This window comes from Agromyces sp. GXQ0307 (assembly GCF_044769845.1).
In the GTDB taxonomy this organism is placed as follows: Bacteria; Actinomycetota; Actinomycetes; order Actinomycetales; family Microbacteriaceae; genus Agromyces.
Window position 1 is genome coordinate 70,094 of the sequence record NZ_JBIZVY010000004.1, and the last position, 18,662, is coordinate 88,755.

Sequence of the window (18,662 nt, forward strand, 5' to 3'; positions counted from 1 at the left end):
GACGCCGGGCCGGCCGCACCGGCAGCCGACGGCTCCGACGACCGGTCAGGCATAGTTCGGCGCCGCCGGAAGGCCGAAGAACTCCTCGAGCGTGGTGATGCCCTTCTCGTGCATCTCGGTCGAGAGGTCGGTGCCGATGTAGCGGAAGTGCCACGGCTCGAACTGGTAACCGGTGACCTCGACCTTGTCGGCCGGGTAGCGGAGCAGGAAGCCGAAGCGGTGCGCGTTGTCGCGCAGCCACTGGCCTTCGGGGGTGTCGGCGAAGCAGACGGCGAGCGAGCAGTTGCCGGACTCCGGGCCGATGTCGATCGTGAGGCCGGTCTGGTGTTCGCTGAAGCCCGGGCGCGCGGTGAGTTCGTCGTCGTTGTCGTAGATCCGCTCCTGCGCCTCGTACGACCGGTACGCACTGTTCGATGCGAGCGAGAGCCCCGCCTCGGCGGACGCCGCCTGGAACATCCGCACGACCGCGTCCGCGGCCTCGGCGCGCATGAGCGGCTCCCACGTGTGCGGCACGGGGACGACGACGAGGTCGGCGGGCTCGTAGTCCGCCGGATTCAACGGGCGGAGCTTGTCGACGACGACCCAGATGCTGTCGGGGTCGTCGATCGAGTGCGCCGTCTTGTCGAAGGTCTCGACCGGCGTCGGCGTGGACGTCGCGGTCGGCGCGGGTCGGGGTGTGGACGTCGCCGTCGGCGACGGCGATGCCGGCGCGCTCGCCGAGTCGGCGGACGGTGTGAACGCGAGCACGGCCCACACGACGACGATCGCGACGAGGACCATGCCGATGACGGCGGCGATGAGACGGGTGCGGCGGACGCGGGGGGACGGGCGGGATCCGGACGACATCACCCGGCGAGCCTCCAGTAGTAGACCTCGGCACCGGGGTGCTCCTCGGTGATCGCGACGTCGACGTCGCGATAGTCGCTGTCCTTCGTGTGGCCGGCGAAGTAGATGCGCGTCTCGCCGTCGCCGCGCTCGATGCGCGTCACGATGCCCGTGTGATCGCGGTCACCGGATCGGTCCCAGTCGAACTGGACGATGTCGCCCAGCCGCACCTCGTCGCGCTCGCCGTCGTCGAGCGGCGTCGCGAGCTCGGGGTGGCGCGAGAGCCAGTCGTGCATCGCGGTCGAGCTCCGCCACGACGCGGTCGACGCGTACGGGTCGCCGCCGTGGTTCCACTCGGCGGTCTGCGCCCATCCGCGCGCCACCAGCACCTGACTGGCGAAGTTGACGCAATCATTGCCTTCCAGCACGCCCCACTCCTCGACGTTGTAGTCCGACCAGTATGCGAGGGCGTAGTCGAGTTGCGCCAGCACGTCGGGGTCGCTGGTCTCGTCGGCGACGAGGTCGGACTTGAGGTCGGCGACATCCGAATCCGGTTCGTCGTCGGCGGACTCTCCGTCGTCGGCATCGATGCCGGCGCTCCGCGTCGGCGAGGCGGAGTCGGCCGAGGCGACCTGGGGCGGGAGCGGCGGCACGCCACCGCAGCCGGTCAGGCACAGGGCGCCGAAGGCGGCCACGCCGAGCAGGGTCGCCACGGCGCGGCGACTGGGCGTTCGGATTCGTGGCACCGGATCACGGTAGCCGCGGCGGCTCGGAGGACGCCGGGAGCGGCCTGCGTGCGAGCGGTGCGTCTCCGGCGCCGCAGGTGCGAGCCGTCGAGTCTCGCGGGGTCACGCGAAGATCACGATCGCTCGAATGTGAGAGCGCTCTCTTGACATCCGCACTGACGACTGCCTAGCATCGGGAACCGCATCGTGAGAGCGCTCTCACCGGAGATCGATCGCGCTCGAACGACGCGCCCGCAATCCGATTCCACGCACACAAGGGAGTGACCGTGATGCTTTCACGACGCACCAAGGCGATCGCCGCCCTCGCCGGCGCCGCATCGTTCGCCCTCATCGCCACCGGCTGCGCCGCGGGCGACGACACCGCCTCCGACGACGGCGGACCGATCGAACTGACCGTCGCCACGTTCAACAACTTCGGCTACACCGACGAACTCCTCCAGGAGTACATGGACGAGCACCCGAACGTGACGATCGTCCACAACGTCGCCGCCGAGTCCGGCGACGCCCGCGCCAACTACTTCCAGAAGCTCGGCAAGGGCGGCCTGGCCGACATCGAGGCGGTCGAGATCGACTGGTTCGCCGAGGCCATGCAGTACTCCGACCTGCTCGCCGAGGCGCCCGACAGCGTCAAGGGCCGCTGGCTCGACTGGAAGGAGGCCGCAGCGACGGACGCCGACGGCCGCCTCATCGGCTTCGGCACCGACATCGGCCCGCAGGGCATCTGCTACCGCGCCGACCTGTTCGAGTCCGCGGGCCTCCCGAGCGACCGCGAGTCGGTCGCCGAGCTGTTCGACGGCGACTGGGAGCACTTCCTCGACGTCGCCGACCAGTACCGCGAGGCCACCGGCAAGCCCATGATCGACTCGGCCAACTCCGTGCTCCAGGGCATCGTGAACCAGATCGAGTACACCTACACCGAGCCCGACGGCACCGTGATCGCGACCGAGAACCCGGAGATCGCCGACGCCTACGAGCTCGTCACCGAGCGCGCCATCCCGAACTCGGCGTACTCCGGCCAGTGGTCGGACGACTGGTTCGCCTCCATGGCCAACGGCGAGTTCGCGACCATGCTCTGCCCGGGCTGGATGCTCGGCGTCATCTCCGGCTCCGCCGCGGACGTCTCCGGATGGGACGTCGCCGACGTGTTCCCGAACGGCGGCGGCAACTGGGGCGGCTCGTACCTGACCGTCCCCGCCGACGGCGAGAACGTCGAGGCCGCCCTCGAGCTCGCGAACTGGCTCACCAGCCCCGAGACGCAGATGAAGGCCTTCGCCAACGCGGGCACCTTCCCGAGCCAGGTCGAGGCCCTCGAGAGCGAGGAGCTCGCGAGCGCGACCAACGAGTACTTCAACAACGCGCCGACCGGTGAGATCCTCTCCAACCGCGCCGAGGCCGTGACGGTCGCCCCGTACAAGGACGCCGACTACTTCAAGTACCACGACGCGCTCCAGAACGCGGTCAACCGCACGTTCGACGGTTCCGAGGACGCGCAGTCCGCGTGGAACACCTGGGTCGCCGAGGTCGAGGCCTTCTAAGGCCGAGACGGGGGTGCGGGCCGGCACCGGCCCGCACCCCGCTCCCCGACGCATCCACGCACCTGATTCGGAGCCCATCGTGACCTCGACGCAAACGCGACCGCCGGCGCCGGCGGCCACGCCGCACCACGCCGAGCCCCCGGCACGCCCGGTCCGCGTGCTCGGCTTCCGCCAGCACCTCAGCCGCTGGGACCTGAAGTTCTCCCCGTACCTCTACATCTCGCCGTTCTTCATCATGTTCGCCATCGTGGGCCTGTTCCCGATCGGCTACACGGCGGTCATCTCGCTCATGGACTGGGACCTGGTCCGCAACTCCGGCGAGTTCGTCGGCCTCGACCAGTACGTCTGGATCCTGCAGAACCCGCAGTTCTGGACGGCGCTGCGCAACACGTTCAGCATCTTCCTGCTCTCGAGCGTGCCGCAGCTCATCGCCGCGATCTTCATCGCCGCGATGCTCGACCGCAACATCCGCGCCAAGACGTTCTGGCGGATGAGCGTGCTCGTGCCGTTCGTCATGGCGCCGGTCGCGGTCGCCCTCATCTTCAGCAACATGTTCGGCGACGTCCACGGCCTCGTGAACGGCATCCTCACCGACCTCGGCCTGCCGGCCGTGCCCTGGCACAAGGACCCGTTCTGGAGCCACGTCGCCATCGCGACGATGGTCAACTTCCGGTGGACGGGCTACAACACGCTGATCCTCCTCGCCGCGATGCAGGCGATCCCGCGCGACTACTACGAGGCGGCCACCGTCGACGGTGCCGGCGCCTTCCGCCAGTTCACCAGCATCACGCTCCCCTCGCTCAAGGCGACGCTGATCTTCGTCATCATCACCTCGACCATCGGCGGCCTGCAGATCTTCGACGAGCCGCGCATGTTCGACAACACCGGCGAGGGCGGCCCCGCCCAGCAGTGGCTCACGATCACGCTGTTCCTCTACAACATCGGCTGGGGCGAATGGAACTTCGGACGGGCGGCAGCGCTCGCGTGGATCCTCTTCCTCATCATCCTCGTCATCGGGCTCATCAACCTCGCCGTCACCCGGACCCTCGTCCGCGACGAGGGCATCAGGACCCCGAAGGCCGGCAAGAAGCAGAAGGGAGTGCGCGCATGAGCTCCCTGAACTCCCCCGCCGCACTGTCCATCGTCGAGTCGAGCATCCCCGAGACGCCGCAGCGCAAGCGCAACCGGACGACCCGCATCAAGGGCCGCCGGGCGGGCTTCTGGGTCTACGCGGGCCTCGGCGTCGTGTTCATCGGCTCGCTGTTCCCGTTCTACTGGTCCTTCCTCATCGGCTCGGGCGACTCGACCACGATCAACGATCCCGACTTCTCGTGGTGGCCCGCGGGCAACTTCCTCGCCAACGCGAACACCGTCGTGAACGACCCGGCCGTGAACTTCTGGCCCGCGCTGTGGAACTCGATCTACAGCTCGGCGCTGATCGCGGCGGCCGTCGTCGTCACCTCGACGCTCGCCGGCTGGGCGTTCGCCAAGCTCCGCTTCCCCGGGTCCAAGGCCCTGCTGGTGTTCGTGGTCGCCACGATGGCCGTGCCGATGCAGCTCGGCGTCGTGCCGCTGTACATCCTGTTCGCCGACCTCGGCTGGACCGGTCAGATCGGCGCGATCATCATTCCGGCGATCACGAGCGCGTTCGGCGTGTTCTGGATGACGCAGTACCTGCGCCAGTCGGTCCCCGACGAGCTCATCGAGGCCGCCCGCGTCGACGGTGCGTCGATGATCCGCACGTTCTGGACCATCGGCGTCGTCGCCGCCCGCCCCGCCGCGGCGATGCTCGGCCTCTTCACCTTCGTCACGGCCTGGAACAACTTCTTCTGGCCGTTCATCGTGCTCGACCGCAGCGATCCGACGCTGCCCGTCGCGCTCTCGCTCCTGCAGTCCAACCACTTCGTGGACTACTCGATCGTGCTCGCGGGCGTGCTGCTGTCGACCATCCCCCTCCTCCTGCTGTTCGTCGTCGCCGGCAAGCAGCTCGTCTCAGGAATCATGCAAGGAGCCGTCAAGGGATGACCACCATCCAGCCCATTACCACCGCGACGACGGATGCCGCACCCGCGGTCGCACCGTCGGCCGTGCGCCGCTTCCCCGAGGGCTTCCTCCTCGGCGCGGCGGCCGCCGCCTACCAGATCGAGGGCGCCGCCCACGAGGACGGCCGCACCGACTCGATCTGGGACGCCTTCAGCCGCGTGCCCGGCGCGGTCGTCAAGGCCGACAACGGGGACGTCGCGTGCGACCACTACCACCGCTACCGCGACGACGTCGCACTCATGCGCGAGCTCGGGCTCGACACGTACCGGTTCTCGACCTCGTGGGCGCGCGTGCGCCCGGACGGCGGACCCGTCAACGCGAAGGGCGTCGACTTCTACTCGCGCCTCGTCGACGAGCTGCTCGAGCAGGGCATCCTGCCCTGGCTCACGCTCTACCACTGGGACCTCCCGCAGGCCCTCGAGGAGCAGGGCGGCTGGGCGAACCGCGACACCGCATTCCGGTTCCGCGACTACGCGCTCACCATGCACGACGCGCTCGGCGACCGTGTGAAGGTCTGGACGACGCTCAACGAGCCGTGGTGCTCGTCGTTCCTCAGCTACACGGCCGGTGCGCACGCGCCCGGGCGCCAGGACGTCGAGGCGGGCCTCCGCGCCGCGCACCACCTCCTGCTCGGCCACGGCCTCGCGGTACAGGCGCTCCGCGAGCGCGACGAGTCGCTCGAGCTCGGCATCACGCTGAACCTGACGGTCGCGAAGCCGGTCGACCCGACGCGTCCCGGAGACGTCGACGCCGCCCGTCGCATCGACGGCCAGTTCAACCGGGTCTTCCTCGACCCGATCTTCCGCGGCCACTACGCGGGCGACCTGCTGGCGGATGTCGGCCACCTCGGCCTGCGCGACGCGATCCAGCCGGGCGACCTCGAGATCATCTCGACGCCGATCGACGCGCTCGGCGTGAACTACTACCACGGCGAGTCGGTCAGCGACCGGCCGGCGGCGGAGCCGCTCGAGGGGCAGGCACCGACCGATCGGCCGACCCGGTCGCCGTACCCCGCCGCCGACGGCGTGCACTTCCACTCGCAGGGCCTGCCGCAGACCGGCATGGGCTGGGAGGTGCAGCCCGACGGGCTGCGCGAGCTCCTCGGCCGTGTGCACCGCGAGTACTCGGGTCCGGCCGACGTGCGGCTGTACGTCACCGAGAACGGTGCGGCATACGACGACGTGGTGGCGACGGATGGCGCGGTGCACGACCACGAGCGCACCGAGTTCCTGCTCGGTCACCTCGGCGCGGTCCTCGACGCGATCGACGAGGGCACGCCCGTGCACGGCTACTTCTACTGGTCGATCCTGGACAACTTCGAGTGGGCGTGGGGCTACGACAAGCGATTCGGCCTCGTCCGCGTCGACTACGACACCCAGGAGCGCTCGATCAAGGACAGCGGCCTCGCCTACCAGCGCGTCATCCGCGATCGCGGCCTGCCCGCGGCATCCGCTCGCTGAACGACCCGACGAACGCGCCCCGGACCGACGCCCCATGACTGCCGCCGCATGAACACCGCAAATAGACTGGCCGGCATGCAGGGGTCGACCGGAGCCGGGGCGCGTTCGTCTGCGCCGACCCTCGAGATGGTCGCGCGAGAGGCGAACGTGTCGCGCGCGACGGTGAGCCGCGTCGTGAACGGTTCGCCCAAGGTCTCGCCCGATGTCGTCCGCGTCGTCAACGCGGCCATCGCGAAGCTCAACTACGTGCCGAACCGGGCGGCGCGTTCGCTCGCCAGCCGGACCTCGGGGGCCATCGGGCTCGTGGTGCCGGAGGACACGCGCATGTTCTTCGGCGACCCGTACTTCGCGTCGATCGTGCAGGGCATCACCCGCCGCCTCGACGACAGCGAGTACGTGCTGAACCTGCTGCTCTCGACGAGCGATCCGAACCGGAAGACCCTGCGCTACCTGCGCTCCGGGGTCGTCGACGGCGCCCTCGTCGTCTCGCACCACGAGGGCGATCACCAGCTGCACGAGGCCGCGCGCGAGATGCCGATCGTGTTCGGCGGCCGGCCGCCGAACATCACCGAGACCGACATCTTCGTCGACGTCGACAACCTCGAGGGCGGAATGACCGCAACCGAGCGGCTCATCGCAGCCGGCCGCAAGCGCATCGGCACGATCACCGGCCCGCTCGACATGCCCGCCGCCGTCGACCGGCTGGAGGGCTTCCGGCGCTCGATGGCCACGGCCGGTCAGCCCGCCGACGCGGTCGAGACCGCGGACTTCACGGTCGCGGGCGCGGTCGCCGCGACGCGGCGCCTGCTCGATCGGGTACCCGACCTCGACGCGATCTTCGTGGCGAGCGACCTCATGGCCACCGGCGCGCTCGCCGTGCTGCGCGAGCGCGGCCGGCACGTGCCCGAGGACGTCGCCGTGGTCGGCTACGACGACAGCCCCGCCGCGACGTCGTCGGCGATCCCGCTCACGACGGTGCACCAGCCGTCGGAGGAGATGGGCTACCTGATGGCCGACCTGCTGGTGCGACTGCTCGCGGGCGAGGACGTGCCGCACCGCAACATCCTGCCGACCAGGCTCGTGCGCCGCGCCTCGGCGTAGCGAGCGCGGCGCCGCGTTCGCCCGCGCGCTCCCGTTCGAGTGCACGTTCTGCGTTCGCGCACCGGTTCAGGGCGCACTCCACCGCAGAAACGGCACTCGAATGCAGGAGCGCAGCGTCAGGCGTCGAAACGGATGCCCGGGGCATCCGCGAACCGGCGCCGCATGACCTCGATCGCGTCGGCGTGCTCGTCGACCAGGACGAACCGGCGGCCGAGCGTGCGCGCGACCGCGCCCGTGGTGCCCGAGCCGGCGAACGCGTCGAGCACCCAGTCGCCCGGGCGGCTCGACGCCTGCACGATCCGCCGCAGCACCCCCTCGGGCTTCTGCGTGGGGTAGCCGGTCTTCTCGCGGCCCGTCGGTGAAACGATCGTGTGCCACCAGACATCCGTCGGCAGCTTGCCGCGCGCGGCCTTCTCGGGCGTCACGAGCCCCGGCGCCATGTACGGCTCGCGGTCGACGGCCTCGGAATCGAAGAAGTACGCCTCCGGATCTTTCACGTACACGAGGATCGTGTCGTGCTTGGTCGGCCAGCGCCGCTTCGACTTCGCGCCGTAGTCGTACGCCCAGATCAGCTCGTTGAGGAAGCACTCGCGCCCGAACAGCGCATCGAGCAGCACCTTCGCGTAGTGCGCCTCGCGGTAGTCGAGATGCAGGTACAGCGTGCCGTCGTCGGCGAGCAGGCGCCACGCCTCGACGAGCCGCGGCTCGAGGAACCCCCAGTAGTCGTCGAACCGGTCGTCGTACCTGAGCAGGTCGCCGCGGATGCGCTCGTACCGGTTGCCGGCGAAGCCGGTGATCGAGAGACCCCGGGTCGGGGGCGGCTCGGCGCCCTGCGCGAGGTCGGTGACGGATGGCGCGTCGGCCGCGCCATCCGTCACCGTCTGCCGCACGTGGCGGAGGGACTGGCGCGCCTGCGACCGACCCGTGTTGAACGGCGGGTCGAGGTAGACGAGCGTGAACCGGCCGTCGGGGAACGAACGCAGCACGTCGAGGTTGTCGGCGTGGATCACGCGATCGGGTTCGTCGGCGGACACCGCTCAAGTCTGCCAGCGCACGGGCGCGGCGGGCGCCGCCGGTCGAAGGTCCCGGTCCGGCGAGCCGGCCCGGCCCTACGCTGAACGCCTGGCAGCAGGCGCCGACGGCGCCGGCCCGGGTCGGGGAGCAGGATCATGCGCGCATTGGTGGTGTACGAGACGATCTGGGGCAACACCGGATCCCTCGCCGAGGCGGCCGCCGAGGGGCTGCGCGGCAGCGCGGGCGTCGAACGCGTCGACGTCGTCGCCGCGACCGAGGCGCCGCGCGCGATCGACCCGGAGGTCGACCTCGTGATCGTCGGCGGGCCGACGCACGCGTTCTCGATGTCGACCGCGTCCACCCGGAACAACGCACGGCAGCAGGGCGCGACCGGGATCCCCGCCCGCGGCATCCGCGAGTGGATCGATGAACTCGCCCCGCCGACGTCGGCCGTCGCGGTCGCGACGTTCGACACGCGCACCGTGAAGCCGCGCCTGCCCGGATCGGCCGCGAAGAAGGCGATGAAGGCGCTCGTCGCGAAGGGGTTCCGACCGGTCGACCCGCCGAGGACCTTCGGCGTGCACGGCTACTCCGGCCCGCTGGCCGACGGCGAGCTCGAGCGGGCGCGGGAGTGGGGCGCGACGCTCACGGACGCGTAGCTCAGCGATCGACGTCGAGCCGGATGCGACCGCGGAACCGATCGGGATCGTCGTCGTCGGCGTCGGCCGCGGCGAAGGCGATGCCCTTGTCGCCATCGCCGGGAACGGGCGCGGGGACGGGAAGCCGTGCCTGGCGGTCGACCTCGACCTGCGCCTCGTACTTGCGCGGTGCGAAGACCTCGTCGCCGATCATCATGACCGCTGACCCGCTGGGCTTGCCCGTCTTGGTCTTGTCGGACAGGTCGATCCACCCCTTGCGCGTGGCGAACACGCCGAACGCGACGACCGCGCCGGCGATGATCAGGATCATCCACCAGTCCACCCGGCGATTGTAGACGCCCTGACTCCCCCTCACGTTCAGGCCTTCCACAGCCACGGGACAGCCACAGGGCCACGGGTGTCAGGGCACGCGCTGGAGCCAGTCCTCCGTTGCGAACTTCGAGGCGACGAGCGCCTCGGCCTCGGCGAGCTCGTCGGCGGTGACCGAACCGGGCGTCGCACCGTACAGTCCGGCGAACGTCTCCTTGAGCCGCTCGATGATCTCGGCGCGCGCGAGCCCGGTCTGCGATCGCAGCGGATCGACGCGCTTCGCCGCCGACGCGATGCCCTTGTCGCTGATCTTCTCGCGACCGATCCGCAGCACCTCGAGCATCTTCGCGTTGTCGAGGTCGTACGCCATCGTGACGTGGTGCAGCACGCCGCCCGAACCGAGTCGCTTCTGCGCGGCGCCGCCGATCTTGCCCGCCGGGCTCGCGATGTCGTTCAGCGGCTGGTAGGTCGCCTCGATGCCGAGCGAGCGCAGCCCCTGCAGCACCCAGTCGTCGAGGAACGCGTACGAGTCGGCGAAGCTCATGCCCTGCACGAGCTCGGCCGGCACGTACAGCGAGTACGTGACGACGTTGCCCTTCTCCATCATCATCGCGCCGCCGCCCGAGATGCGGCGCACGACGTCGAAGCCGTAGCGGGACGCGCCATCCGGATCGACCTCGTTCCTCACCGACTGGAACGAGCCGATCACGACGGCCGACTCCTCCCACTCCCAGAAGCGCAGCGTCGGCTTGCGGCGGCCCTCGCCCACGCGCGTCGCGAGCACCTCGTCGAGCGCGAGGTGGAGGCGCGGCGGCACGGCCGCGTCGTGCACGATCTCCCATTCGTAGTCCGACCAGGTCCTGGCATCCGTCATCGCACGGCGCACGGCGACCGCGATCGCCTCGGCCGAGAAGCCCAGCATGACCGCGTCGGGTCGCAGCCCCTTCGTGATCGCGGCCGCGATCTGCTTGGCATCGGATGCCGCGGGCAACCCGTCGAGCGACCGGTTCAGGTCGCCGAGCGCCTCGTCGGGTTCGAGGAAGAAGTCGCCCGCGACCCGAGCGTTCCGGATCGCGCCGTCGACGACGTCGAAGTCGACGACCACGAGCTTGCCGCCGGGGACCTTGTACTCACCGTGCATGGGTCCAAGCCTACGGATGCCGCGGGGCGGGCGCTCCGAGGTCCGGCGGGCGGGCGGCTCCGAGGTCCGGCGGGCGGGAGCCGGCGCAGGCTGTGGGTGGGGTGCGCCGACTCCCGCCCCCTCGAGGGGCTCGATCGCGGGGCTACGGAGCCACCGGCGGCACCGCGTTCGCGATGAGCTCGTCGGCCATCTCCACGAACCACTGGCCCGCCGCCGGGTCGACCATGTCGCGCTCCGGGTCCTCGGGCCCGGCAGTCCCGCGCAGGCACTGCCCGTCGGACTCGCCCGGCACCTTGACCCACAGGTAGGCGTCGATGAGCTCGTCGCCGGTGTCCGTCGTGGGGCGCAGGCCGAGGCCTCGGTCCGGCGGGTTGCACCACACCTGCGGGTCGGGATACACCTCGGTCGGCGTCCAGGGGCCGACGCCGTTGCGACTCGTGTCGACGACGAAGTGCGCCTGCGCGGCCGGGTCGCGCTCGAGGCCCGTGTCGGCGTACGCCTGGTCGTACGCGGCATCCGTGAGCCCCCAGGTCGAGAAGTCGGCCGGGTTCGCGGGGTAGTACTGGCTGCCGCACCACTCGCGCTGCCACCACGAGTTCTGGTCGAGGTGGATGCACTCGGAGATCCAGGTGCCGAACTTCTGCTGTCGCTCGGTCGTCTCGTAGTTCGAGACGTTGAGGAAGAAGCCGTCGGCGCGGTCGACGCCGGCCTTGATGAGGCGGTCGGTGATGTCGCCGACGCCGAGCCAGGCGGAGTGCGTGCCGTCGAGGTAGACGGCGGTGTTCGGCAGCGCGGCGAACGCGTCGACCGCGTGGTTCAGCATCGCGAACCGCTCGTCGGCCGCGGTCGCGGCATCCGCCTCGGCCGGTTGACACCACTCGAGCTCGCCGTTGATGGTCGTGTACCACGGGATGATGCCGAGGCCGTCGGGCTCGAGGATGACGACGGCGTCCTTGTTGCCGATGCCCTTCGCGAAGCCGTCGATCCACGCGGTGTACTCCTCGACCGTGGTCGCGCCGCCGGCGGAGTACTGCGCGCAGTCGCGGAAGGGGATGTTGTAGGCGACGAGGACGGGCACCTCGTCGGCGGCGTGCGCTGCGGCGACGACGCGCTTGACGTCCTGCTTGGCCTCGATCGGCGTGCCGCCGTTGATCCAGGTCGCGCTCGGGAACGAGCCGAGGAGCAGCGCGCCCGCGCGGGCGTCGCCGTCGAGCGCTGCGGCGGCCTCGATCGTGGTGCTCGAGGGGTTCGTCCAGAGCGTCGCCCGGGGCGACAGCACGTCATTCGCGGCGTAGGCGGGAGATGCCGCGAGTGCGACGGCGGATGCGGCGGCGACGATCGCGACGGCGAACGTCTTCGCATGGTGCGGAAGCTTCATCGATTCCTCCTGGCTGATCGGTCTTCGGTGACGCGGGAAGCCGTGAGAGCGCTCTCACGACGCACAGCCTGCCGGGTGGCCGCGCGGCTGTCAAGGGTGGACGATCCACCCGGCCCGCGGCGCACGCACACCGGGCGTAGGCTCGGCCACGAGGCATCCGCCTGCACGCCCGCTCGAAGGGACGCCGCGATGACCACCCTGTACCTGGCACGGCACGGCGAGACCGTGTGGCACGGCGAGCACCGATACGCGGGCTCGTCAGATGTCGAGCTCACGGCCCACGGGCTCGCCCAGGCCGACGAGCTCGCCGAGTGGGCGTCACGCGCCCGGCTCTCCGCGGTCGTCTCCTCGACGCTCTCGCGCGCCCGTTTCACCGCCGAGGCCGCCGCGACCGCCGCCGGAGTCGAGTTGCGCACCGACCCGCGGCTCGTCGAGATCGACTTCGGCGAGGGCGAGGGCCGGTCGCCCTCCGAACTGGCCGAGCGGATGCCGGAGGCCTGGGCGGCGTTCGGGCGGCGACCGGCGCACAGCCCGCTGCCGGGCGGCGAGGCCGGCGTCGACGGCATCGCTCGCGCCGTGCCCGCGCTGCAGGAGCTCGTCGAGGAGTTCGGCGTCGGCGATGCGACGGTCGGCGGCTCGGCGGCGTCCCGGCGGGGCCGCCGCGTGCTCGTCGTGTTCCACGGCACGCTGCTGCGGCTGCTGCTCTGCGAATGGCTCGGCATCGATCCGGACCGGTACCGCGACCTGTTCCCCGAGGTCCTGAACGGCGCGCTCACCGAGGTGCGGTTCGAGCGCGTGGACGGGCGCATCCAGCCGCGGCTGATCGGCTTCAACGTCCCGGCGCTGCGCTGACGCGGCATCCGCCCTGCCCGGCCGCCCCGCCCCGCCCCGCCCGCCCCGCCGATACCGTTCTCAGGAACGAACCGCCGATCCGCGCGCTTCTCAGGAAGAAACGCCGACGATTCCGGCGACACGCCAGAAAACTCCTGAGAAAAGCAGCAAGCAGCAAGCAGCAAGCAGCAAGCAGCAAGCAGCGATCAGTCGACGGCGAAGCGGTCGTCGAGCCAGCGGATGAGGTCGCCGCGGACCTCCTCCTGGTTCGTCTCGTTGAAGATCTCGTGGCGCGCGCCCTCGTAGACGACGAGCGTGACGTCGGCGAGCCCGGCACGCGACGCGTAGGCGTTCGCGAGCTTCAGCGCGCTCTTCTCGCCGCCGAGCGAGTCGTCGGAACCGACCATGATGAGCAGGGGAAGCTCCTCGGGGAGGTTCCGGCCCGGGCGGCCGAGCAGGCGCGCGGCCTCGATGAGGCCGAAGAGCTGCTGCAGGGGCACGGCGGTCGTGTACGGGTCGGCGACGAAGGCCTCGGCGACGGCGGGGTCGCGCGAGAGCCATTCGAGGCCGGTCGTCCCGAGGTGCCGGTGGCGGCGGTTCAGGTCGCCGGAGTTCATGTGGATCGGGGTGCGGTAGGCGGTGCCGGTCAGCACGACGGCATCCCAGTCGTGGGGGTGCCGCTCGAGGAGGACCTGCGACATCAGCGACCCCCACGAGTGCCCGAGCAGCACGAGCGGCACCTCGTCGCCCTCGGTCTCGCGGATGACGCCGGTGAAGAGGTGCACGTCGTGGATCGCGGCGCGCAGCCCGCCGGGCCCGAGCTTCCCCATCCGGTCGAGGTCGCCGCCGTGCTGCTCGAAGCCGGTCTGCCCGTGCCCGCGGTGGTCGTCGGCCCAGACCGAGTAGCCGGCCGAGTTCAGCGCGTCGACGAGCGCGCCGTAGCGCCCGATGTGCTCGCCGACGCCATGCACGAGCTGCACGACCGCGACCGGGTCGGGCACGCGCCACGACTCGTAGTGGATGCGCACGCCCTGCGGGTCGGTGAACGTCGGCATGCGCTCATCCTGTCATCCGAGAGGGCGAGCGGATGTCGCGACGCGACGCACCACGGTCGCCGAGCCCCCGTCAGGACTCGCGCGTCACCTCGACCGAGACGAACAGCTCCGACGACGACGGTCCGGCGTACACCCCGCGGAGCGGGGCCACGTCGGTGTAGTCGCGCCCGCGCCCGACGAGCACGTGCAGTTCTCCCACCTCGGCGAGGTTCGTCGGGTCGTACCCGCGCCACGAACCGGCGAACCACTCCACCCAGGCGTGCGACTCGCCCGTGACGGTGACGCCCAGCGGCGCCTCGCGATCGGGGTGCAGGTACCCGGACGCGTACCTCGCCGGGATGCCCACCGAGCGCAGCGCGCCGACCGCGAGGTGCGCGATGTCCTGGCACACGCCCTTGCGCTCGGCCCACGCCTCGCGTGCGGTCGAGTTCACGCCGGTCACGCCCGTCACGTACTCCACCGCGTCGCCGACGGCCCGAGAGATCTCGAGCGCGGTCTCGCCGACCGGCATGCCCTCGGCCGCGATCTCCGCGGCGAGTGCGGCGACCTCCGGCGGCGGCTCCGTGGCATCCGTCTGCGTCGTGTACTCGGTGAAGGGCACGCTCGAGGCTCGGATCCCGGCGAGTTGGTCCCAGGTCGGCTCGGGCCCGCGGCCCGGTAGCGGCCGCACCTCGACGACGCTCGTGGCGGTGACCGAGAGCTCGCGGTGCGGGGTCAGCACCTCGAACGTCGACACGCGCGTGCCCCAGTAGTCGAGGTAGGCGTGCTGCGTGGCGCCGGGCCGGATGTCGAGGCTCGCGTGCAGCACGAACTGCTCGCCGCCGGAGTGCGGGAGCATCCGCGCCTCGTTGTACGACGCGGTGGCCTCCTGCGCGTACGCGAACCCGGTGCGGTGGACGATGCGGAGTCGACTCATGAGACCTCCCCGATCCAGACCGGCACGACGCTCGTCGGGAAGTAGCGCTGCCGGATCGCGTCGCTCGCCGCCGAGACGACCTCCTGCACGCGTTCCATGTTGCCGGCCAGGTCGAACAGGATGTCGCCGATCGGCCGGTACTCGAGCTCGGAGCGGATCTGCCCGAGCAGCCGTTGCGCCTGGTCGGTCACGCCGACGCGGCCCGCACGCGGGTCGATCTCGCGGAGCGACTCCTCTGCGCGGATGACGCTCGAGATGATCGAGCGCGGGAACAGCCGATCGAGGAGCAGGAACTCCGCCGCCGAGAGCGTCGACGGCACGCCGCGGTAGCTCCGGAGGTACGCCTCGTACCCGCCGCAGCTGCGGAGGATCGTGGTCCAGCTCGGCCCGCTCGCCTCGGTGAGCGACCGCGTCGCGAGCAGGCGCGCGGTCATGTCGGCGCGTTCGATCGACCGGCCGAGGTTGAAGAAGTGCCAGGCCTCGTCGCGGCTCGAAGCCGAGTCGACGACGCCGATCGCGAGCGCCGCGCGGTCGCGCACCCAGCGGAAGAACTCGTGGGTCTTGTCGGATGCCACGTGCCTCGGCATTCGCGCGTACGTGTGGTTCAGCGCCTCCCACAGCTCGGTCGACACGATCTCGCGCGCGCGGCGCGCGTTCTCGCGGGCCGCGGTCACCGAGTGGGCGATGGATGCCGGGTGGTGCGGGTCGACCGCAAGGAGGGCGATCACGTCGGACGGGCCGAGCGCGGCGTCCTCGTTCGGCTCGCTGCCCATGACGGCCAGGAGCGCACGGCAGGCGGAGTCCTCGTCGATCCATGGATCCTCGAGGAGGAGCTGGAGGTGCACGTCGAGGATGCGGGCGGTGCCGTCGCTCCGCTCGATGTAGCGGCCGATCCAGAACAGGCTCTCGGCGATGCGGCTCAGCATGGGTTCGCCTCCTCTCCCGCCGTTGGTCGAGTAGGCCGCGCAGCGCCCGTATCGAGACCTCGCGACATGGTCTCGATACGCGCGCTGCGCGTGCGACTCGACCACCGGGAGTCGGCCGTCGGTGGTCGAGTAGGACGCGAAGCGGCCGTGTCGAGACCCCGTTGCTGCTGCTGTTGCTGCTGCTGTTGCTGGCGGATCGGGGCGTCCTCGTCCTGCGGTGAGGATTCGGGTCGGTGGCCGCGGTGGTGCGCGGCCTGCTCGACCTCGGTGATCGGGCTGGTCGCGGTCGCCGTGGCGTTCGCGATGCCCGTCGCAGTCGTGGGCGCCCCGGCGATGCCGGTCGCCTGGTCGGCGACGATCGTCCCGACCCGCCCGCCGGCGCCGTGGGCGGAGCCGAACCCCTCCGGTCGCGGGCTCGGCACCAGCCCGGCGACGGGGCCGGTCGTGACCGAGTCGTCGAGCACCCACGTGTCCTTCGACCCGCCGCCCTGGCTGGAGTTCACGACGAGCTGGCCCTCGGGCAGGGCGACGCGGGTGAGTCCCCCGGGGAGCACCCAGACGTCCTCGCCGTCGTTCACCGCGAAGGGGCGCAGGTCGGCGTGCCGCGGCCGCATGCCGTCCTCCACCAGCGTCGGAAGCGTCGAGAGCTGCACGACCGGCTGGGCGATCCAGCCGCGAGGGTCCTTCAGCAGTCGACCGCGCAGTTCCGCGAGCGTCGACTTCGAGGCATCCGGCCCGACCACCAGGCCCTTGCCGCCGGACCCGTCGACGGGCTTCACGACGAGCTCGTCGAGCCGGTCGAGCACCTCGGCGAGCGCCTCGGGCTCCTCGAGCCGCCAGGTGTCGACATTCGGCAGGATCGGCTCCTCGTCGAGGTAGTACCTGATGAGGTCGGGCACGTAGGTGTACACGAGCTTGTCGTCGGCGACGCCGTTGCCGACCGCGTTCGCGATCGTGACGTGTCCGAGACGCGCCGCGAGCATGAGGCCGGGCGCGCCGAGCACCGAGTCGGGGCGGAACTGCTGCGGGTCGAGGAACTCGTCGTCGACGCGGCGGTAGATCACGTCGACACGGGTGGGACCCGCGGTCGTGCGCATCCAGACACGGCCGCCCGAGCAGAACAGGTCGCGGCCCTCGACGAGCTCGACGCCCATGAGCCGGGCGAGCAGCGTGTGCTCGTAGTAGGCCGAGTTGTAGACCCCCGGCGTGAGCACGACGACCGTGGGGTCGTCGACCCCCTCGGGCGCGCTCGCGCGCAACGCCTGGAGCAGCCGGTTGGGGTAGTCGCCGACCGGACGCACCCGCATCGACGTGAACAGCTCGGGAAGGGTCTGCGCCATGACGCGTCGGTTCGAGATGACGTAGCTCACGCCGCTCGGCACCCGGACGTTGTCCTCGAGCACGCGCCAGTCGCCGAGCTCATCGCGGATGACGTCGATGCCCGCGACGTGGATGCGCACGCCGTTCGCGCTCTCGATTCCGGCCGCCTGGCGGTGGAAGTGGTTCGACGAGCTGATGAGGGCTGCCGGGATCACGCCGTCGCGGACGACGTCCTGCCGTCCATAGACATCGCCGAGGAAGCGTTCGAGCGCGCGCACGCGCTGGGCCACGCCCGCCTCGACGACATTCCATTCGCCCGCCCCGATGACGCGTGGCACCGCGTCGAGCGGGAACGGCCGCTCCTCCCCCGCGAAGTCGAACGTGACGCCCTGCGCGAGGTAGCTGCTCGCGAGCGCGTCGGTGCGGCCGCGGAGCTCGTCCTGGGTCATGCGGGCGAGCGCCGGGTAGAGCTCGCGGTACGGCTCGCGCACGGTCACGGCGTCGGCGGGGAACATCTCGTCCCACGGCCGCGATCGGTTCCGCCTGCGCGACCGCGTCGCCGCGTACCCGTCGAAGAGGCTTCCCATGTGCCGAGGGTTCCAGTCCGGTGTTTCAGCCCGGTTACCGACACGCGTCGGGCGGGAATCGACCACCAGCGCCCGATGAGAGCGAACCCTTGGGCCCCGACTGCGGCCGGGTCGACACGCCAAGGTGACGTTCGTCATGAGCGCTCTGGGCGTCTCTGATCCGACCTTGACTACTGGGACTCAACGTCAGGTTGCGACACGTGAGTTCGAGAATCGCCGATGCCCGGCTCTCTCCGGAATCTCGGCCGGCGCTCTGACGTCGATCGAGACGTCTCGCAGCCCATGGAATACGAGGCGCCGCCCCTGTTCGAAAAGGGTGCCTCCACCGGGCACAAATGCGCGCGGGGTATCTGCGAATCAGCTGTCGCGAGTATTTCAGCCCCGCCCATGATCGCTCGCGTCGATCAGCATGTGTGGGTCACCGACCGGCATACGGACTCTCCTCAGCTGCACGCATCGCAGCGCTACATACTGTCTGAGTGGAACTCGTCGTCGAAGTCTTCCCGGTATCGCGTGACCGGTGGGTCGCAGTGATTCAGGCACCGCGCGGCGACTACTCGACCGAGTGCCGGACGCCGGGCGAGGTCGCGGATGAAGTTGCATCGTCCATCGTGGGCGTCCTCGGCAGTGGGCATTCATGGCATCTTGTCGATGATCGCGGTTTGCCGTGGTCCCCGGCTTTCGCAACGGCACAACTACTTCGCCTACTTGGACCCCCACCCGCCTAGGCGAGCGGAGCGCTGAGGGATCGTCTCCCGCGTCGCCGGCGGACCGGCTACCGGGCGGCGCGCGCGGTCGGTAGGAGTCGAAGTACGT

17 protein-coding genes are annotated in these 18,662 nt (G+C 70.6%); 7 read left to right on the forward strand and 10 right to left on the reverse strand.

The features are described from left to right. Positions 1 to 45 precede the first annotated feature (45 nt). Together ACIQH8_RS14740 and ACIQH8_RS14745 are read right to left on the reverse strand one after the other, a co-directional pair. Positions 46 to 846 (reverse strand): M15 family metallopeptidase, encoded by an 801-nt coding sequence (locus ACIQH8_RS14740; protein WP_400999987.1) that lies wholly within the window; start codon positions 844 to 846, stop codon positions 46 to 48. After that, the gene (locus tag ACIQH8_RS14745) at positions 846 to 1,571 is read right to left on the reverse strand and encodes an amidase domain-containing protein (RefSeq protein WP_400999989.1); all 726 of its coding nucleotides are present in this window, start codon (positions 1,569 to 1,571) and stop codon (positions 846 to 848) included. Before ACIQH8_RS14745 ends, ACIQH8_RS14740 begins: the two co-directional genes overlap by 1 nt. Positions 1,572 to 1,840: 269 nt before the next feature. Between ACIQH8_RS14745 and ACIQH8_RS14750 the strand changes: the two genes are divergently transcribed. The 5 genes from ACIQH8_RS14750 to ACIQH8_RS14770 all read left to right on the forward strand — a co-directional run bounded on the left by ACIQH8_RS14750 (position 1,841) and on the right by ACIQH8_RS14770 (position 7,710). Further along, positions 1,841 to 3,106 carry an ABC transporter substrate-binding protein gene (locus tag ACIQH8_RS14750; RefSeq protein WP_400999991.1) on the forward strand — a complete coding sequence of 422 codons (1,266 nt, stop codon included), beginning with the start codon at positions 1,841 to 1,843 and terminating at the stop codon, positions 3,104 to 3,106. 79 nt (positions 3,107 to 3,185) lie between these two features. Then, positions 3,186 to 4,217, forward strand: a complete 1,032-nt coding sequence (locus ACIQH8_RS14755) for a carbohydrate ABC transporter permease (protein ID WP_400999993.1) — start codon at positions 3,186 to 3,188, stop codon at positions 4,215 to 4,217. Further along, positions 4,214 to 5,131, forward strand: a complete 918-nt coding sequence (locus ACIQH8_RS14760; RefSeq protein WP_400999995.1) for a carbohydrate ABC transporter permease — start codon at positions 4,214 to 4,216, stop codon at positions 5,129 to 5,131. The genes ACIQH8_RS14755 and ACIQH8_RS14760 overlap by 4 nt, the downstream gene beginning before the upstream one ends. Further along, positions 5,128 to 6,609 carry a GH1 family beta-glucosidase gene (locus ACIQH8_RS14765; RefSeq protein ID WP_400999997.1) on the forward strand — a complete coding sequence of 494 codons (1,482 nt, stop codon included), beginning with the start codon at positions 5,128 to 5,130 and terminating at the stop codon, positions 6,607 to 6,609. The genes ACIQH8_RS14760 and ACIQH8_RS14765 overlap by 4 nt, the downstream gene beginning before the upstream one ends. Before the next feature lie 75 nt (positions 6,610 to 6,684). After that, positions 6,685 to 7,710 (forward strand): LacI family DNA-binding transcriptional regulator, encoded by a 1,026-nt coding sequence (locus ACIQH8_RS14770; RefSeq protein ID WP_400999999.1) that lies wholly within the window; start codon positions 6,685 to 6,687, stop codon positions 7,708 to 7,710. Positions 7,711 to 7,826: 116 nt separating this feature from the next. On the opposite strand, the gene ACIQH8_RS14775 is transcribed toward ACIQH8_RS14770, so the two are convergent. After that, positions 7,827 to 8,744 (reverse strand): DNA-methyltransferase, encoded by a 918-nt coding sequence (locus ACIQH8_RS14775; protein ID WP_401000001.1) that lies wholly within the window; start codon positions 8,742 to 8,744, stop codon positions 7,827 to 7,829. A 135-nt stretch (positions 8,745 to 8,879) separates the two neighbouring features. On the opposite strand from ACIQH8_RS14775, the gene ACIQH8_RS14780 reads away from it, so the two are divergent. Beyond that, entirely contained in the window at positions 8,880 to 9,383 is a 504-nt protein-coding gene (locus tag ACIQH8_RS14780) for a flavodoxin family protein (protein ID WP_401000003.1), read from the forward strand. A gap of 1 nt (position 9,384) precedes the next feature. Here the strand turns inward: ACIQH8_RS14780 and ACIQH8_RS14785 are convergent, their stop codons facing one another. From ACIQH8_RS14785 to ACIQH8_RS14795, 3 genes are all read right to left on the reverse strand, one after another. After that, a complete protein-coding gene (locus ACIQH8_RS14785) occupies positions 9,385 to 9,705 on the reverse strand; it encodes a hypothetical protein (RefSeq protein WP_401000005.1) in 321 nt (106 codons plus the stop codon). A 78-nt stretch (positions 9,706 to 9,783) separates the two neighbouring features. Continuing rightward, positions 9,784 to 10,833 (reverse strand): biotin/lipoate A/B protein ligase family protein, encoded by a 1,050-nt coding sequence (locus tag ACIQH8_RS14790; RefSeq protein ID WP_401000007.1) that lies wholly within the window; start codon positions 10,831 to 10,833, stop codon positions 9,784 to 9,786. 142 nt (positions 10,834 to 10,975) lie between these two features. Further along, on the reverse strand, positions 10,976 to 12,211 hold the full coding sequence (locus ACIQH8_RS14795; protein ID WP_401000009.1) for a glycoside hydrolase family 6 protein: 1,236 nt from the start codon (positions 12,209 to 12,211) through the stop codon (positions 10,976 to 10,978). Positions 12,212 to 12,400: 189 nt separating this feature from the next. On the opposite strand from ACIQH8_RS14795, the gene ACIQH8_RS14800 reads away from it, so the two are divergent. Further along, complete coding sequence (locus ACIQH8_RS14800; RefSeq protein ID WP_401000011.1) at positions 12,401 to 13,063, forward strand: histidine phosphatase family protein; 663 nt, start codon at positions 12,401 to 12,403, stop codon at positions 13,061 to 13,063. A gap of 185 nt (positions 13,064 to 13,248) precedes the next feature. On the opposite strand, the gene ACIQH8_RS14805 is transcribed toward ACIQH8_RS14800, so the two are convergent. From ACIQH8_RS14805 to ACIQH8_RS14820, 4 genes are all read right to left on the reverse strand, one after another. Beyond that, entirely contained in the window at positions 13,249 to 14,097 is an 849-nt protein-coding gene (locus ACIQH8_RS14805) for an alpha/beta fold hydrolase (RefSeq protein WP_401000013.1), read from the reverse strand. Positions 14,098 to 14,167: 70 nt separating this feature from the next. After that, positions 14,168 to 15,013: a transglutaminase N-terminal domain-containing protein gene (locus ACIQH8_RS14810; protein WP_401000014.1), complete on the reverse strand. Its 846-nt coding sequence runs from the start codon at positions 15,011 to 15,013 to the stop codon at positions 14,168 to 14,170. Continuing rightward, positions 15,010 to 15,939 (reverse strand): alpha-E domain-containing protein, encoded by a 930-nt coding sequence (locus tag ACIQH8_RS14815; RefSeq protein ID WP_401000015.1) that lies wholly within the window; start codon positions 15,937 to 15,939, stop codon positions 15,010 to 15,012. The genes ACIQH8_RS14810 and ACIQH8_RS14815 overlap by 4 nt, the downstream gene beginning before the upstream one ends. Continuing rightward, positions 15,933 to 17,846: a circularly permuted type 2 ATP-grasp protein gene (locus tag ACIQH8_RS14820; protein WP_401000017.1), complete on the reverse strand. Its 1,914-nt coding sequence runs from the start codon at positions 17,844 to 17,846 to the stop codon at positions 15,933 to 15,935. Before ACIQH8_RS14820 ends, ACIQH8_RS14815 begins: the two co-directional genes overlap by 7 nt. Positions 17,847 to 18,662 lie beyond the last annotated feature (816 nt).

Excerpts from the sequence above, each read along its gene's own strand:
- ACIQH8_RS14740 (WP_400999987.1), bottom strand. The coding sequence starts at position 846 with ATGTCGTCCGGATCCCGCCCGTCCCCCCGCGTCCGCCGCACCCGTCTC.
- ACIQH8_RS14750 (WP_400999991.1), top strand. The coding sequence starts at position 1,841 with ATGCTTTCACGACGCACCAAGGCGATCGCCGCCCTCGCCGGCGCCGCA.
- ACIQH8_RS14760 (WP_400999995.1), top strand. The coding sequence starts at position 4,214 with ATGAGCTCCCTGAACTCCCCCGCCGCACTGTCCATCGTCGAGTCGAGC.
- ACIQH8_RS14765 (WP_400999997.1), top strand. The coding sequence starts at position 5,128 with ATGACCACCATCCAGCCCATTACCACCGCGACGACGGATGCCGCACCC.
- ACIQH8_RS14770 (WP_400999999.1), top strand. The coding sequence starts at position 6,685 with ATGCAGGGGTCGACCGGAGCCGGGGCGCGTTCGTCTGCGCCGACCCTC.
- ACIQH8_RS14780 (WP_401000003.1), top strand. The coding sequence starts at position 8,880 with ATGCGCGCATTGGTGGTGTACGAGACGATCTGGGGCAACACCGGATCC.
- ACIQH8_RS14790 (WP_401000007.1), bottom strand. The coding sequence starts at position 10,833 with ATGCACGGTGAGTACAAGGTCCCCGGCGGCAAGCTCGTGGTCGTCGAC.
- ACIQH8_RS14795 (WP_401000009.1), bottom strand. The coding sequence starts at position 12,211 with ATGAAGCTTCCGCACCATGCGAAGACGTTCGCCGTCGCGATCGTCGCC.
- ACIQH8_RS14800 (WP_401000011.1), top strand. The coding sequence starts at position 12,401 with ATGACCACCCTGTACCTGGCACGGCACGGCGAGACCGTGTGGCACGGC.
- ACIQH8_RS14805 (WP_401000013.1), bottom strand. The coding sequence starts at position 14,097 with ATGCCGACGTTCACCGACCCGCAGGGCGTGCGCATCCACTACGAGTCG.
- ACIQH8_RS14810 (WP_401000014.1), bottom strand. The coding sequence starts at position 15,013 with ATGAGTCGACTCCGCATCGTCCACCGCACCGGGTTCGCGTACGCGCAG.
- ACIQH8_RS14815 (WP_401000015.1), bottom strand. The coding sequence starts at position 15,939 with ATGCTGAGCCGCATCGCCGAGAGCCTGTTCTGGATCGGCCGCTACATC.
- ACIQH8_RS14820 (WP_401000017.1), bottom strand. The coding sequence starts at position 17,846 with ATGGGAAGCCTCTTCGACGGGTACGCGGCGACGCGGTCGCGCAGGCGG.